This is a genomic window from Kitasatospora sp. NPDC043950 (assembly GCF_056435345.1).
The window spans coordinates 37571-52662 of the sequence record NZ_JBWKER010000018.1 but is presented as its reverse complement, the minus strand read 5'-3'; the positions used below and the strand labels follow the sequence as shown (position 1 = coordinate 52662).

Annotated in this window: 13 protein-coding genes; 3 read left to right on the top strand and 10 right to left on the bottom strand. The window is 74.0% G+C overall.

Features of this window, described 5'->3' with window-relative positions; genetic code table 11:
• Nucleotides 1-48: 48 nt before the first annotated feature.
• The gene (locus tag AC07BF_RS14555; protein ID WP_363627521.1) at nt 49-1257 is read right to left on the bottom strand and encodes a Dyp-type peroxidase; all 1209 of its coding nucleotides are present in this window, start codon (nt 1255-1257) and stop codon (nt 49-51) included.
• A 31-nt stretch (nt 1258-1288) separates the two neighbouring features.
• On the opposite strand from AC07BF_RS14555, the gene AC07BF_RS14550 reads away from it, so the two are divergent.
• Nucleotides 1289-2653: a right-handed parallel beta-helix repeat-containing protein gene (locus tag AC07BF_RS14550; RefSeq protein ID WP_363585942.1), complete on the top strand. Its 1365-nt coding sequence runs from the start codon at nt 1289-1291 to the stop codon at nt 2651-2653.
• 42 nt (nt 2654-2695) lie between these two features.
• Here the strand turns inward: AC07BF_RS14550 and AC07BF_RS14545 are convergent, their stop codons facing one another.
• Both AC07BF_RS14545 and AC07BF_RS14540 read right to left on the bottom strand, forming a co-directional pair.
• Nucleotides 2696-3565, bottom strand: a complete 870-nt coding sequence (locus tag AC07BF_RS14545) for a hypothetical protein (protein ID WP_363627520.1) — start codon at nt 3563-3565, stop codon at nt 2696-2698.
• A gap of 29 nt (nt 3566-3594) precedes the next feature.
• Nucleotides 3595-6210, bottom strand: a complete 2616-nt coding sequence (locus tag AC07BF_RS14540; protein ID WP_478333427.1) for an SdrD B-like domain-containing protein — start codon at nt 6208-6210, stop codon at nt 3595-3597.
• 603 nt (nt 6211-6813) lie between these two features.
• Between AC07BF_RS14540 and AC07BF_RS14535 the strand changes: the two genes are divergently transcribed.
• A complete protein-coding gene (locus AC07BF_RS14535; protein ID WP_363585965.1) occupies nt 6814-7188 on the top strand; it encodes a helix-turn-helix transcriptional regulator in 375 nt (124 codons plus the stop codon).
• Between the two features lie 36 nt (nt 7189-7224).
• On the opposite strand, the gene AC07BF_RS14530 is transcribed toward AC07BF_RS14535, so the two are convergent.
• On the bottom strand, nt 7225-7404 hold the full coding sequence (locus tag AC07BF_RS14530) for a hypothetical protein (protein ID WP_363585939.1): 180 nt from the start codon (nt 7402-7404) through the stop codon (nt 7225-7227).
• A gap of 39 nt (nt 7405-7443) precedes the next feature.
• On the bottom strand, nt 7444-7737 hold the full coding sequence (locus AC07BF_RS14525; protein ID WP_363585938.1) for a helix-turn-helix domain-containing protein: 294 nt from the start codon (nt 7735-7737) through the stop codon (nt 7444-7446).
• Nucleotides 7738-7954: 217 nt separating this feature from the next.
• On the opposite strand from AC07BF_RS14525, the gene AC07BF_RS14520 reads away from it, so the two are divergent.
• Entirely contained in the window at nt 7955-8782 is an 828-nt protein-coding gene (locus tag AC07BF_RS14520; RefSeq protein ID WP_363627518.1) for an aldo/keto reductase, read from the top strand.
• A 17-nt stretch (nt 8783-8799) separates the two neighbouring features.
• On the opposite strand, the gene AC07BF_RS14515 is transcribed toward AC07BF_RS14520, so the two are convergent.
• From AC07BF_RS14515 to AC07BF_RS14495, 5 genes are all read right to left on the bottom strand, one after another.
• Entirely contained in the window at nt 8800-9732 is a 933-nt protein-coding gene (locus AC07BF_RS14515; protein WP_363585936.1) for an NAD-dependent epimerase/dehydratase family protein, read from the bottom strand.
• Between the two features lie 15 nt (nt 9733-9747).
• Entirely contained in the window at nt 9748-11097 is a 1350-nt protein-coding gene (locus AC07BF_RS14510; protein ID WP_363627516.1) for a nucleotide sugar dehydrogenase, read from the bottom strand.
• Nucleotides 11098-11184: 87 nt separating this feature from the next.
• Complete coding sequence (locus tag AC07BF_RS14505; protein WP_400803470.1) at nt 11185-12606, bottom strand: N,N-dimethylformamidase beta subunit family domain-containing protein; 1422 nt, start codon at nt 12604-12606, stop codon at nt 11185-11187.
• Nucleotides 12607-12649: 43 nt separating this feature from the next.
• Nucleotides 12650-13810 (bottom strand): glycosyltransferase family 4 protein, encoded by a 1161-nt coding sequence (locus tag AC07BF_RS14500; RefSeq protein ID WP_478333426.1) that lies wholly within the window; start codon nt 13808-13810, stop codon nt 12650-12652.
• A gap of 6 nt (nt 13811-13816) precedes the next feature.
• Entirely contained in the window at nt 13817-14161 is a 345-nt protein-coding gene (locus AC07BF_RS14495) for a ferredoxin (protein ID WP_363585932.1), read from the bottom strand.
• Nucleotides 14162-15092 lie beyond the last annotated feature (931 nt).

Sequence of the window (15092 nt, the reverse complement as noted above, 5' to 3'; positions counted from 1 at the left end):
CAGCCCGCGCCGGCCCCCGGGCCGTCGCGGGCAAGCCCCTGCTCCCCCTCAGCCCCAGAGCTGCTCGCCCAGGGTGGCGCCCTCGGGGGCGCCGGGGAGGACGTAGGCAACGGCGGAGGCCTGGTGCTGGACGAACGGGTTGAGGGCGTCGCGGGTGGCGAGGCGGGTCTGGACGCGGGTGAACTGGGCGGGGTCGCGCATGAAGGCGCAGAAGAGCAGGCCGCGGTCGTCCGGGCCGTCGTCGTAGCTGTAGCCGCGGCGGAGCATGCGCGCGCCGCCGTCGAGGCGGGGGCTGCTGAGCCGGACGTGGGCGGTGGCGGGGATGACGTAGGAGCCGTCCGGGTTCTTGGCGTAGACGTCCGGTTCGTCGTGTTCGGCGCTGCCGGTGAGCGGGGCGCCGTCGCCCGCGCGGCGGCCGATGACCAGGTCGCGCCGGTCCGCGGGGAGGGCCGCGAAGGCGGCGACGTCCATCCGGATCCGCCGGTAGACCAGGACGGTGCCGTTCTCGTGCGCCCCCGCCGGACCCCAGACCCACTGCCGGGCGGTCGACTCGTCGGGGTTGGCGGTGCCGTCCTTGAAGCCGAACAGGTTGCGGGCGGTGGTGCCCGGGGCGGTGGCGGGCAGAAAGCCGGACTGGGTCCAGCGGGGCGTGGCCCCGGCGGCGCGGGCGGCGGCGGTGGCGAGTTCGGCGACGACGGTCAGCGTCCAGCGGTCGGCGCCGCAGAGTTGGAGGAGGACGTCGCCGCCGCCGCGCGCCGGGTCGAGGCGGTCGCCGGCGAAGGCCGGCAGGTCGGCGAGCGCGGTCGGGACGTTCAGGCCGAGCCGGGCGGCGAGGTCGGGGCCGACGCCCACCAGGCTGGTGAGCCGGGCCGGTTCGGCGCCCTGGAGCCGCAGGTCCGGCGAGCTCCCGGCGGTCGCGGCGGCCAGCAGCCGGGTGAGGTCCGCGAGCAGGCCGCGCAGGGCGTCCCGGCCGCCGGCGGTGGTCGCGGGTGCGAGGTCGAAGGCCAGCAGCTGGGTGGCGGGTTGCGGCGGTGTGGTCACGCCAGCCTGGCGGGGGCCGTGGAAGAGGGGTGCCGGTCCGGGTGGCGGGGCCGCCGGGTGCGGCGCGGCGCCTTCGTGGCCGCCGTGCGCCAACGCCTGGACGCCGGCGCCGAGTCCGGCGGCGAGCACCGCTCCGGCCGCGAGCAGCGCCCTCCGCTCCACACCGGATCCGGCGGCTTCCGTCTGTTTCCGCACTTTTCCGGTTTCGGCATGCATGGGCGACATTGGAGACGATAGAACACCTCTCATGCAAATCCCGATGATGCGTCAACTCACCCACCGACCCTCACCTGCACGTGCGACGAGACCGCTGCGACGGCTGTCCGCGGCGCTGCTCGCCGCCACCCTGGCGCTGGCCGGCTGCGCGGCATCGGGCTCCTCCTCCGACGAGGCGCGCCATCCGGCCGGTACGGTCGTCCAGGTCCCGGAGGACTTCCCGACCGTGCAGCAGGCCGTGGACGTCGCGCGCGAGGGCGACACGGTGCTGGTCCACCCGGGCGTGTACCCGGAGAGCGTCCGGATCACCAAGCCGCGCATCGTCCTGCGCGGGACGGACCGCAACGGCGTCGTCCTCGACGGCGGGGTGCGGCTCGTCAACGGCATCACCGTCACCGGCGCCGGCTCGGTGGTGGAGAACCTCACCGTGCACGGCTACCTCGCCAACGGCGTCCTGTTCACCGGCGTCACCGACGAGCACCTGCAACGGCACGGCGCCGGCGGCTCCGCGTACGACCCGCTCGACACCAACCGCTTCCCGCCCGTCCAGGGCTTCCGGGCCTCCCGGGTGACGGCGTACGACAACGGCCTGTACGGCATCTACGCCTTCGACGCGCGCGGCGGCGTGATCGAGGACTCCTACGCCTCCGGGCAGGCCGACTCCGGGATCTACGTCGGCCAGTGCAAGCCCTGCGACACCCTCGTGCACGGCAACACCGTGGAGCGCAACGCGGTCGGCATCGAGCTGACCAACGCCTCCGACGGGCTCAGCATCCTCGGCAACCGGGTGGTCGGCAACCGGGTCGGCGTGACGGTGAACTCCAACGACCTGGAATCCCTCGCCCCGCAGCACGGCGCGGTGATCGCCGGGAACGTGATCGCCGACAACAACGCCGCCGACACCCCGGAGCAGGCGGACGGCGGCTTCGGCATCGGCCTCGGGATCGGCGGCGGCACCGCGAACCAGGTGCTGCGCAACCTCGTCCAGGGGAACCGCGCCGCCGGGGTCATCGTCACCGACCCGCCCGGGCACCCGGCGAGCGGCAACCGCGTCGAGGGCAACCGCGCCACGGGCAACGGCGTCGACCTCGTGCTGGCCTCCACCGACCCCGGCAACTGCTTCACCGGCAACACGCCCGACACCCAGAGCCCGGAGCAGTTGGAGGGCCTGGCGGCGTGCGGGGCGCAGGGCCGCGGCCCGCTCCCCGGCGGCCGGCCCGCCACCGTCATGGCGCCGCCCGGCGTGCCGTTCCACCAGGTGCGGGCCCCGGACGCGCAGCCCTCCCTGCCCGACCCGTCGGCGCCGGGCCGGCCGGCGACGGACCTGCCGGGGCCCGTCGACCCGGACCGCTACGCCCTGCCCACGGACACCGCCGCCGTGCCGCAACCCCGGTGAGCCCGGGCCCCGGTGAGCCGCAGCCCCGGCGGCCCCGGGGCCTCACCCGGCGGCCCACGGCGCCTCCGGCATCCGCACGCCGTCCTGCCGACCGGTGAGGTCGACGGTCGTCGGGGTGCCCAGGCCGGACATCCGCATGGTGACCCGGCGCAGCGCGCCGGCGCCGTCGACCCAGTAGGTCAGCGGCGACGGCCCGCCGTCCGGGGCGGCGCCCTGGGCGCGCGGGCCCGAGAAGCGGTCGTAGTCGCGGCCGTCGATGCGGTCCCGGCCGAGCAGGCGCGCCCCGGACTGGGCGAGCAGCAGCGGGTTGTCCGGCCGGTCCGCGCCAAGGCGGACCAGCAGGCCGAGCCCGGCGTCCAGCGGGTCCGCCGTGTAGGAGCGCGGCGACCAGCCGGAGCGGGGGACGTGCTCGGCCTGCTCCCAGGCGGGGCCGGAGCCGGCCGGCTCCGGGGCCAGCCCGAGGCCGTCGCCGTCCCAGATGATCAGGCCGTGGTCGAGCTGACCCGAGGCCCCGGAGACCTGGTAGCGGCCCACCCCCCGGCGGGTGCGGTAGTCCACCACCCCCTCCACCCGGATCTGCACGCCGCCGCCCTCCGCCGCGGTGAGCACCACCGCCGCCGGGCTGGCCTGGTACAGCGTCAGCCGGGACAGCGCCAGCCGGGACGCCTCGTCCATGGTCACCGCCCGTTCCTCCGGTTCGCCCCAGGCCGTCACCCCGAGGACCGTGGCCCCGGCGACCACCACCGCGCCGACCACCCCGACGAGCAGGCGCAACCGCGCCCTCTTCCCGATCTTCCTGCGGGCCATCTGGCAGCCCTCCTCCTTGTCATCACCGTCGTGCTCGTCGTCGCCGTCATGCTTGTCGTCACCGTCGTGCGAACGAGCGGCGGGCGGGCCCGTGGCATGAATCACGCCACGGGCCCGCCCCTCCTCACCGCTTCCTACTGGTGCCGCGCCCTGCGCTTACGGGCGACGAGGACCAGCGCACCACCGGACGCCACCAGCACCGCGCCGCCGACGATCCCCAGCGGCACCAGGGCACTGGCGCCGGTGCTGGGCAGCTGTCCCCCGGGCGGGGGCAGCGGGTTCGCCGTCGACGGGCTCGGCGACTCCGTCGGCCCCGGCGGCGTGGTCCGCTCCGGCGTGGTCGGCGAACTCGACGGGCTCGGCGGGCTCGACGAGTTGGTCGGCGTCGGGGTCGGCGTCGGAGTGGGCAGCAGCCGGTTGACCGCCGTCACCGAGACACCGTCCGCGAGGTTGTCGGAGGTCAGCGCCAGCGGGCCGAACACGGTGGTGTCCGGAGCCGCGTAGCCGTCGGGCGGGCTGAGCTCCTGCCAGTAGTACGTCCCCGGCACCCCGGCGCCCTGGCAGAGGCCGTCGGCGCCGGTCGTGCAGGGGCCGCCCACCGCCGTGTCGGGCTTGTCACCGCCGGTCTGCAACCCGTCGGTGCCGTTGGTGTCGTGCCACAGCTGGAACTTCGCCCCCGCCAGCGGCTTGCCGTCCTGGTCGTGCTTGACCAGGCGCAGCGCGCCCTCCTGCTGCCGGAACCCGAAGTCGAAGGTGTGGTCGTTCTCGCCCGGCCCGCCGGTGGTCAGCGCCCGCTCGGGGAACTTCGTACCGGGCGGCACCAGGCCCTTGGAATCGATGAAGTGGTTGTCGCCGACGTCCGCGTCGGTGGGCACCCACTGGTAGAGCGGCCCGCCCTTGGCGTAGTCCGCCGGGTTGTCGAGCCGGATCGTGTACTTGGTCCTCGGCTTGAGGCCGCCGGTGACGTTCGAGTCGTCGAAGTAGTACTCGCCGCGCTTCGTCGTCTTCGTCGTGCCGACCAGCTTGCCCGACTCGTCGTAGAGGTGGACGGTCGCGCCCTCGACGGGGCGCTGGCCCGGGTTCTGGATGCCCTTGCGCTCGGGGTCGTACCAGACCCGGTTGCCGATCTGCAGCGGCGCCTGGTCGCAGAGCACCTCCAGGTCGCCCATCGAGGCGCCCTTGCCGAACGGCGCGATCGTCCCGGCCGGGTTGAGCCGGAAACCGAACTGCGGGTCCTGCTGGCCGTTCGCCCGCTGGAGGAACGACGTGCCGTACCCGAGAGCGGTGTGGTTGGGGTCGAAGGCGGAGACCGCGACGGTGCTCTCGACCTTGGACAGCGCCATGCCGGCGAACGCCGTGTTGCGGTGGCCTCCCCAGGTCGTGTCGAAGAACCGGGTGCCCCGGGGGGCGAGCCCGCACCCGTTGTTGGTGTCCATCACGTACGTGCCGTTCGCCCGGCAGGCCTTGTTCAGGTCCCCGCCGGACATGACGACGGCGACGAAGCCCGGCACCGGGGCGCCCGGCGCGCGGTCGCTGAAGCGGTCGCGGAAGGCCAGCAGCATCGAGCCGTCGGTCTCGAACGTGATCTCGCCCAACTCGGGCTCGGGCTTGGCGATGGTGGCGCTGCCGCACGGGCGGCCGTTCTGCGTGGTCGGGTAGGTACTCGTCCACGGGAACCAGCCCGCACCGTCGCACGGGCCCGAACCGACGGTGGACTGACGCGGGTAGTCCAGCGGCTGGTCCAGCACCGGCTTGCCGAACACGCCGGTGGCGAGGTCGAAGGGCAGGACCACCGCGCGCAGGTCGGTGAGCTTGCCGGTGGACTCGCCGGAGCACACTCCGCCGAGGTAGCCGGTGCCGTCCTGGAGGCCGAGGCCGAACGGACGCCAGTCCCCCGCCGCCGGGCAGCCCGGGTCGGGGATCGGGTAGGAGGCCGTCGGGCTCCCGGCGGCCGGCAGGGTGGCGTTGTAGCGGTAGAGCCTGCGGTCGTTGAGGTTGACGGCGAACAGGTCCTTGCCGTCGTCGGTGATCTTGATGCCGCCGAGGCTCTCCTTGCCCGGCGTGTCAAGGAAGGCGTCGTCGGTGCCGCCGCCGTGGGCCGTCGAGCCCGCGTTCGGGACGGTGGTGAACAGCGTCGTCTTCTTCTGCGCGATGTCGGTGACGTAGATCGCCCCGGCACCGCCCGGGCCGTAGTCGGTGGTGCGCTTGGCCACCGCCGAGGAGAACAACCGCCGGTCGGCCTTGTTCCAGGCGATGCCGTACAGCGTGCCGGTATCGGCGTTGGTGGCGAGGTTCGTGGCGGTCACGCCTTCGCCGTCCTGGCCGCGCGCGCTGTACGGGAAGGAGACCAGCGTGCGCTGGGCCCCGCCCTCGCGGTCCATCGGCTGGCAGGTCGTGACCAGCGGGGCGTTCTTCTGGCAGTAGTCACCGGGGTTCCAGAGCCCGGTGGTGTACGCCACGTTCTTGCCGCCCGAGAGGTCGACGAACTCCTCGTTGCTGCTCAGCTGGGTCGGCGCGCCGTCCAGCCCCTGCCGCGAGGCGAACGCCGGGAACAGCACCCCGGGCTTCGGATTCACCACCTGCACCCGGTACTTGCCCCCGGACGGCTTGGCCGTCGCCGGGGCCAGGGTGACCGTCCCGTCGGCCGCCGTCACCCCCTCGATCGCGACCCCGGCGTCATCCGTGAGCGTCACCTTCACGCCCGCGAGCCCTGGCTCCAGGGCCGGTGTCCACACTCCACTGGTGTCCACCGCCCGGATCACCCGGACGGTCACCGTCCCGTCGCCGGGTTGTGGAAAAGCCGCCGGCGCCGTCACCAGCGCTGCGGCGGACAGTCCCACCGTCAGCGCCGCGACCTGCGCGGCGCACCTCGTTCGCTTCCTCGTTCGTCCCAATGTCCCGCTCTCATCATCGACGGGTTATCACACCCGGGCCGATCAGGAGTTCATCAGCAGACCGGCAATCTAATATATCCGCAAGGGAATTGACGAAAGTTCATGTGCACGCGCGACAAGAGCGGCACACCCACTCCACCACCAGTTCGAATCTGGACCCGTTCGTCCGATACCGGCCGCCCTGCTCGAAAACAGCACCTTTGACCGGAATTCGTCCGGACGAGGCGGTGGGGTGCGGAGGCGGGGCGCGGGGACAGCACAGGGCAGGGCAGGGCGCAGGAACGGGGGTGCGGGAGCGGGGGCGCGGGAGCGGACGGGGCGGGGAGGCGGCCCGGGGCGGCGGCCGGCGCACGCCTCCGCGCGACCCTGTCGGACCGGGCGGGTAGCGTGGCAGACGTGCCCCAGGTGTCCCGACTCCCCCTACCCGACCTCGCCCGGCTGCGGCGGGCCCGCGACCGGATGGACCGCGACTACGCCCAGCCACTGGACGTGCCGGCGCTGGCGCACACCGCACTGATGTCGCCGGGCCACTTCTCCCGCAGCTTCCGCGCCGCCTTCGGCGAGACCCCGTACGGCTACCTCATGACCCGCCGGATCGAGCGGGCCAAGGCACTGCTGCGGCGCGGCGACCTGAGCGTGACGGAGGTCTGCATGGCGGTCGGCTGCACCTCGCTGGGCTCGTTCAGCTCGCGGTTCACCCAGCTGGTCGGCGAGACCCCCAGCGCGTACCGGGCCCGGGACCACGACCACGCCGCCGCCCTCCCGGCCTGCGTCGCCAAGGTCCACACCCGGCCGACCAGGACCGGGGAGACGGGCGACCCCACCGGCCCGTAGCGCGGCTCCGGCCGGGCTCGGCAGTGGCCCCGGCCCCTACCGCCGGCCCTGCTCGGGCCGGTCGTCCGCGTCCGGGTCCGGGGGCAGGCCCACCTCCTCGCGGTCCTCCTCGGTGCGCTCGTCGAGCTCCTCCTCGTCGGGCCGCCGGGGCAGACCGCGCCCGTGCCCGGTGTCCGGGTCGCCTTCGACGTCCTTGTTGGACTTGTGGTGCGACATGGCGCCTCCTCGCCCCCGATTCCGCCGGTACCTTCCCACTCAAACGCGCGCCCCGGGCCCCCGCAAGCCGGGGCCGCGATCACGGGGCGCCGCGCCCGGCCCCTCGGGGAACGCCGTCGACTCGAACGCCGCCGACTCGAACTGCGCCCGCTGGTCGGCGTCCAGCCGCAGCACGTCCACGAGCAGCCGCACCGTCTCCCGCCGGGGCCGCAGCGCCCCGCCCCGTTCCAGGTTGCGCACCGCGCGAACACTCAGCGTGGCGAGATCGGCCAGTTGCTGCTGGGTCAGGCCCCGGTGCTTCCGGTGTCCGTGCAGCATGTCGCCAAATCGCATCTTTCCCGACCTTTCCCTGTCCGCGTCAGCCGGCTGCTCTAGCCTTCGTAACGCGACCGGGGAACCGTCGGGTTCAGCGGCGAACCCGCGCGCGCTTCGGGCGGCACAACGAATCTGACCGTCCGTCACCACCTGGGCGGTCTTCCTCGGAGCGGCCTGCGGCGACACACTCGAAGGGCAAGCCGCCGCCGTACCCCGGAACGGAAAGGCCCGCCCCGTGCAACGCCTCGTCCTCAACAACGGCTCCGCCGTCCCGCGCGTCGGCCTCGGTGTCTGGCCGCTGACCGACGACCAGGCCTACACGGCCGTCACCCACGCGCTGGAGGCCGGCTACCGCCGCATCGACACCGCCCGGGTCTACCGCAACGAGGAGGGCGTCGGCCGGGCCGTCCGCGACGTCGGCATCCCCCGGCCGGAGGTCTTCCTCACCACCAAGCTGGGGAACGCCGACCAGGGCTACGACCGCACCCTCCGCGCGTTCGACGCGAGCGTGCGCAGCCTGGGCACCGACTACGTGGACCTCTACCTGATCCACTGGCCCCTCCCCCGGCAGGCCCGGTACGTCGAGTCGTACCGGGCCCTGGAGCTGCTGCACGCCGAGGGGCGCGCCAGGGCGGTCGGCGTCTCCAACTTCACCGCCGCGACGCTCGGACGGCTGCTGGCGGAGACCGGCGTCGTCCCGGCCGTCAACCAGATCGAGCTGCACCCCTACCTCCCCCAGGAGCGGATGCGCACGCTCGCCGCCGAGCACTCCATCGCCACCGAGGCGTGGAGCCCGCTCGCCCAGGGCGGCCGGCTGCTCGCCGAGCCCGCCCTCGCCCGGATCGCCGACCGGTACGGGAAGACGCCGGCCCAGGTGGTCATCCGCTGGCACCTCCAGCTCGGCAACCTGGTGATCCCCCGCTCCGCGACCCCGGCCCGGATCAGGGAGAACATCGGCGTCTTCGACTTCGCCCTGGGCCCGGAGGACCTGTCCGCCATCGCCGCCCTCGCCGACGGGGGCCGGATCGGCCCCGACCCGGACACCTTCGACCACCGGGGTTGACCAGGGGCACGGGGGCCTCAGGCCCTGCTGCGGAACCACCGGACGGTCTGTTCCAGGCCCTCGCGCAGGGCGGTCGGCTCGACCTCGGGGAACAGGGTGCGCAGCCGGGTGTTGTCCGCCTGGGAGTGCCGGACGTCTCCGGGGCGGGCTGCGGTGTGCTGCGGGTGCAGGGTCGTCCCGGTGGCGAGTTCGAGTTCGGCGATCAGGTCCAGCAGGGAGGTGCGGGTGCCGTAGGCGAGGTTCACCGGTTCGGGGTCGGCGACGGTGCGCAGCGCTGCCCGGGCGAGGATGCGGCAGACGGTGGCGACGTACGTGAAGTCGCGGGTCTGGCCGCCGTCGCCGTGCACCACCAGGGGCCGGCCGGTGGTCGCGGCGCTGATCCAGGCCGGCACCACGGCGGCGTAGGCGTGCCCGGCGGGCTGCCGGGGCCCGTAGACGTTGAAGAAGCGGAACGGGAGGACCGGCAGGCCGTAGGAGTGGTGGTAGGCGCTCAGGTACGCCTCGCCCGCGAGTTTGCTCGCGGCGTACGGGCTCATCGGGGCCGGGAGCAGGCCTTCGTGTTTGGGCAGGCGCGGGTTCGCGCCGTAGACGGAGGACGAGGAGGCGGCGATCACCTGCACGCCGCCCGCCCGTCGGGCGGCTTCCAGGACGGACAGCGTGCCGGTGGCGTTGGCGTGGTGGCTGGCGACGGGGTCGTTCACCGACCGGGGTACCGACGGGAGCGCCGCCAGGTGCACGATCGCGTCGATGCCGTGGAACGCGCGGTCCAGGAGGGCGGCGTCCAGGACGCTGCCTTCGAGGAAGTGGACGGCGAGTGGGGCGAGGTTGTCCTTGGAGCCGGTGGACAGGTCGTCCACGATCCGGACTTCGGACACCTGCGAGCACTCGGCCAGGGTGTGGGCGAGGTTGCTGCCGATGAATCCGGCGCCGCCGGTGATCGCGATCTTCATGCCGGTCCCTCCCTGTCAGAGGATGTCGATATTGTCGCCGCTGAGGCGTCGGCGGCAGTCCAGGACGTACGTGGAGCAGGCGGCGATGGTGTCGTAGTCGAACGCGTCGTGGTCCGTGAGCAGCACCACCGAGTCGGCGGCGGCGAGTTCACCGGGGGTGGCGGCCACCATCCGTACGCCGTCGAGCGCGTCGGCGGGTGCGGGCAGCGGGTGGACGACGTGCGGGTCCGCCGCGTGCACCTGCGCGCCCATCGCGAGGAGCAGTTCGGCGACGCGGGCGGAGGGGGTCTCGCGCGCGTCGCTGGTGTTGGCCTTGTAGGAGAGGCCGAGCAGCAGGACCCGGGAGCCTTCGACGGTCTTGCCGCGCCGGGCGAGGGCGTCGACGAGTCGGCGCACGACGTAGTCGGGCATGTGGCTGTTGACGTCGTTGGCGAGTTCGACGAACCGGAAGGTGCGGCCGGCCGTGCGCTCGGCCCACCAGGACAGGTACGACGGGTCGATCGGCAGGCAGTGCCCGCCCACGCCCGGGCCGGGGACGAAGCGCAGGTAGCCGTACGGCTTGGTGCTGGCGGCGTCGATCGCCTCCCACACGTCGACACCCAACTCGTGCGCGAACATGGCGAGTTCGTTCACAAGGGCGATGTTGACGTGGCGGAAGGTGTTCTCCAGGAGCTTGGTCAGCTCGGCGGTGCGGCAGGTGGTGACCGGTACGACGGCGTCGACGATCGAACCGTAGAACGCCTGGACGCGCTCCAGGGACGTCCGGTTCACCCCGGAGACCACCTTGGGCGTGTTCTCCAGGCGCCAGCGCGGGTTCCCCGGGTCGATCCGCTCGGGGCTGTAGCCCAGGTGGAAGTCCCGGCCGGCCACCAGCCCGGACACCTCCTCCAGGATCGGCCCGACCAGTTCCTCGGTCGTGCCCGGGTAGGTGGTCGACTCCAGGACGACCATCGCGCCCGGCCGGAGCAGCACGCCCAGCGTGCGGGCCGACTCGGCGACGTGCGAGAGGTCCGGCAGTCCCTCGCGCAGCGGGGTGGGGACGGTGATCACCGCGATGTCGAAGCCGCCGCAGTCCGCCGGGTCGGTGCTGGCGCGGTAGGCCCCGGAGGCGAGCAGCGGAGCCAGGCGCGCGGAGGGGACGTCCAGGACGTACGACTCTCCCGCGCGCAGCTGCCCGACCCGTTGCTTGTCCACGTCGAAGCCGACGACGCGGTGGCCGGCCTGCGCCGCGCGGACCGCCAGGGGCAGTCCCACGTAGCCCTGGCCGACGACGACCACCCGGCTGGGAGGCGTCGACGGGACGGACGGTGCGCGAGCGCTCAGGCGGTGCGCCGCGGCGTCGCCGGTGTCCTGCCGTGCGGGCATACACGTTCCCCTCCGGGCGAAACCGCCCCAGTTGTATCGGCATGCGCAAGACCACTGCCCGGCGGGGCGGCGGGTGCCGTCCGGGCCTCAGGACAGCAGGGTGACGACGTTGCGGGTGATGGCGCGCACCTGCGGGTCGAGGGGCAGGAGGCGGGCCCAGTCGGTGGTGGCGGCGGTGAACACCGTGCCGCCCCTGGTGTACAGGCCGAAGGTCGCGGCCCGGCCCGGGTCCGGGTCCTCGCGGGCGGCGAACTGCCAGCCGGCGGCCGGGTCCGTGGGCAGGTCGGCGACCCCCAGGATGGTGAAGCCGGCGGGCGTGCCGTCCGCTCCGGTCGCCACCGCCCGGTGGGCGGCGTCGCGGCGGTGGGCGGCGCCGTCGCACTCGTAGCCCACCAGGGCGTGTCCGGCGCCGAGGACGTCGCCGTCCCGCAGTCCGGTGCCCGCGAAGACCGGGTGGTCGGTGTGCTGGACGGTGAAGCCCAGCGGCGCCCGGCGGCCCGCCCAGTGGCCGCCGCCGCTGCGGTAGCTGACGCCCGTCAGCGCGTTCTCCGGGTCCGACTCCCACCAGTGGCCGGGGGAACCGCGCAGTCGGTCGACGTCGACGTCCCGGACGCCGGGCGGGTACTTGGCGCAGCGCAGGGCGGCGCCGTCGCCGCTCACCGTCACCCGCCACCAGCAGGTGTTCGCCCCGAACAGCGCGAAGTTGCCGCCCCGGTCGCGGAAGGCGGTGACGTTGCGGCGGACGTCCTCGCTCCAGTACTCGTCGTGGCCGGCGGAGATCAACAGCCGGTAGCCGTCGGTGAGTCGGGGTGACTCGTGCAGGTCGAGGTCGGTGCAGTAGTCGGCCGCGAAGCCGGCGGCCTCGAACCAGGCGATGAACGGGGCGTCCCAGTGCGCGAAGGTCTGCCGGGGGGTGCGCGGGTCGTGGGCGTCCGGGTGGCCCTTGACCGGGCCGCCGATGCCGCCGCCCGGGCGGCGCAGGCTGACGGTCCTGGTGCCGGCGCGCAGCGCGGCCTCGTCGTGGTGGAGGGGGCCGTACAGGCATCCGCCGCCACTTCGGTTGTAGGCGTGGTAGGTGAAGACCGGCACCTTGTAGAGGATGCGCGACGTCCGGGCGGGTTCCCGGGGCCGCACCACGAACAGGATCCGGGAGCGGCGCGCGTCCAGGGCCTCGGCGCCGGGCGGCGCCGGGTCCGCGGGCGCGGTCGTCGCGGGGCTCAGCACGGCGATGTACACCCCGGAGGGCCAGTCCGCGGGAATGGTGACGTCGTGGCCGGGCCAGCGCCAGTCCTGGTCGTGCCGCCCGGGCGGCGCGTACCGCCCCGGCCCCTGGACGGAGCCCAGGTGGCGGATGCGGGCGCCGCAGCGGAAGAAGTCGGCCCGGAACCGGGCCGCGCGGGTCGACACGTGCAGCCGCAGGGTGTCCCCGGCCCGCACGCTCGGCCGGGCCGGGTATCCGTCGACGGCCGGTCCGGCGGCGGACGCGGCCTCGCGCTGCGCTTGGGGCATGCGGTTCTCCAACCGGGGAGGGCGGCATCTTCTTGACTGATCGTCAAAATCTGTTCGCCGCCTGCTTGTTCGGCGATGATTCACCCCGCGGCCCCGGGAGGCCCGCGAGCACCCGGTCGGCCCGGCGCCGCCAGGTGTACCGGTCCAGGAGCTGCCGCCGGGCCTCGTCGCCGAGGGCGCGACGCAGGGCCCCGTCGGCGACCAGTCCGGCCAGGGCGTCGGCCCAGGCGTCCGGCTCGTCCGGCGGGCGCAGCAGGCAGTTGACGCCGTCCTGGAGGACCTCCCGCAGGACGGGGAGGTCGGAGGCGATGATCGGGCGGCCGTGGGACATGTACTCGAACAGTTTCATCGGCGAGGCCCAGCGCCCGGTCTCGCCGAGCCTGCCCCAGGTGTAGACCTTCCGCTGGTACGGGGCGAGGACGACGTCGAAGGAGGGGTAGTAGGAGGGGAGTTCGGCCGGCGGGCGGTGCCCGTGGAAGAACACGTTGGGCAGCCCGCAGGATCCCTCCCAGCGGGCCCGGTCCTCGGCGGCGCCGCCGATCAGGTGGAAGTCCAGACCGGGGAGCCGGTCGGCGAGTTCGAGGATCAGGTCGATCCCGCGTCCGTCGTAGAGGTGGCCGACGTAGCCGATCCGCGGCACGTCCGGGCGGCCCGGCAGCGTCGGTGCGGCCGCGGTCGGCGGGGCGGGCGGGTCGGCGCAGTCGGGGGCGACGAGGATCGGCAGCGGCCCCAGGGCGGCGTGGGCCTCCTGGAAGTCGCGGGCGAGCGCGTGGGTGATCGCGACGACCCGGGCGAGCCGCTGGTGGCCGAGGAGTCGGTGCTCCGTCCCGGGCGGGGACACGTCCCGGCGGATCTGGTGCACCTCGTAGACGAAGGGCGCGAGGTCCGCCGCGGCGGCGAGGCCGTACGGGTCGCGCCCGTAGACGAGGTCGGGAGCGGTGTCACCGGCCAGCAGGTCCCGGACCCGTTCGGCGCGCCGCCAGTAGCCGGCCGGGGTGTCCTCGGGGATGGGCACGGCGCGGATGGGGAAGCGGTGACGGACGCCGTAGTAGGCGTACGCGTCGTCGGCCGGGTACGAGCCGGGCGCGGTGTAGAGGGTGACGTCGTGCCCGGCGGCGGTGAACGCGTCGCACATCCGCATCACGTGGACGCCGTTGGCGAAGAACGAAGGGATGGTGCCGCCGTGCAGGTAGGCGATGCGCACTCCGGTCTACTCCTCGATCGGTGGGGGCACCGGCAACCGGTGCGGGTCGGCGGCGGGCCGGCGGGGCGGGGCGGGCTCCGGTGGGCCCGGCGGCGTCTCCTCCCGGTCGGCCGCGGGCGGCCCGGCGTCCGGGAAGAGGGTCAGGCCGCTGCTCCGCTCGACGACCGAGATGGCCTCCATCGGGCAGGTGAACGCCGCGTCCAGCACCCGTTCGTCGGGGGCGATCTCGCCGGCGGTCGGCCGTGATCGCCGGGTGTCGTCGATCGTGAAGCGCCCGGGAGCGGTGCTCGTGCACACCCCCGAACCGATGCACCGACGGCCGTCGACCTCGATCCGCCAGTCGCCTCCCATGGGCTCCCCCCTCCGTCCTGCGTTCCCGCTCCGCCTCCGGGAGGCGAAGGGCCGTGTCCACCCGAGCACGCGCGACGCCGTGGTGCGGGCGCACCCGGCGCTTTCGCCCCGGCCGACGTTTCCACCCCCTTCGAACCCACCCGCCACAATTCGCCGCACACGAACTGACGCGTATTCAATTGTCCATCAGAGGTGAATGATTGGCTGGTGGTGCCCCGGTGGTACGGGGGGTCGCCGACCTCAAATTACCTACCCTTCCGGCCGAGCGGAAGGCCGCGTCATCCGGCCGTCTTCGCCCGCGTCCGACCCGACCGACCTGGCCGGAACAGGGTGGAAGGCACCACCGCCCGTGGTCGCCGCCGAGGCGAAACCACCACCGTCCGGATGATGCGCCCCGGGCCGATCACCGCGGGGCGAAATCCGCGAAAACCGCAGACGACCGAGTGCGGGCCCCTTCTCCGGAAATTCCGCGCCCGCCCGGTATTTCACTCCGATCCCCGTGCGGAATCCCGTTCCCGCAGTTCGGGCGGCAAGCCCGGATTCCGGACTCCTCCACGTAGGCCGGTACACCCACCGTGTCCGGCCGCTCACCCTTGGCGGCGCCGAGCCCCCTCCCGGACGATGACACCGCCGGTGACTCCTGCCGAGAACGGTGGGGCCGGTGAGGTGAAGGGAGTCCTCGATGAACGAGGAGATCGAGCAGGTCGTGGAAGAAGACCTCCCCGAACTCGCGCTGATGGTCGACGTCCCCTCGCGCGACTAGGGACCTGCGCGCCGTGGGGGGGGGGGGGGGGGGGGGGGGGGGGGGGGGTGGTGTGGGGGGGGGGGGGGGGGGGGTGGGGGTGGGGGGGGGGGGGGGGGGGGGTGGGGGGGGGGGGGGGAGAGAGGGGGGGGGGGGGGGGGGTGCTCCCCCTTGGACGCCACCCCCCCA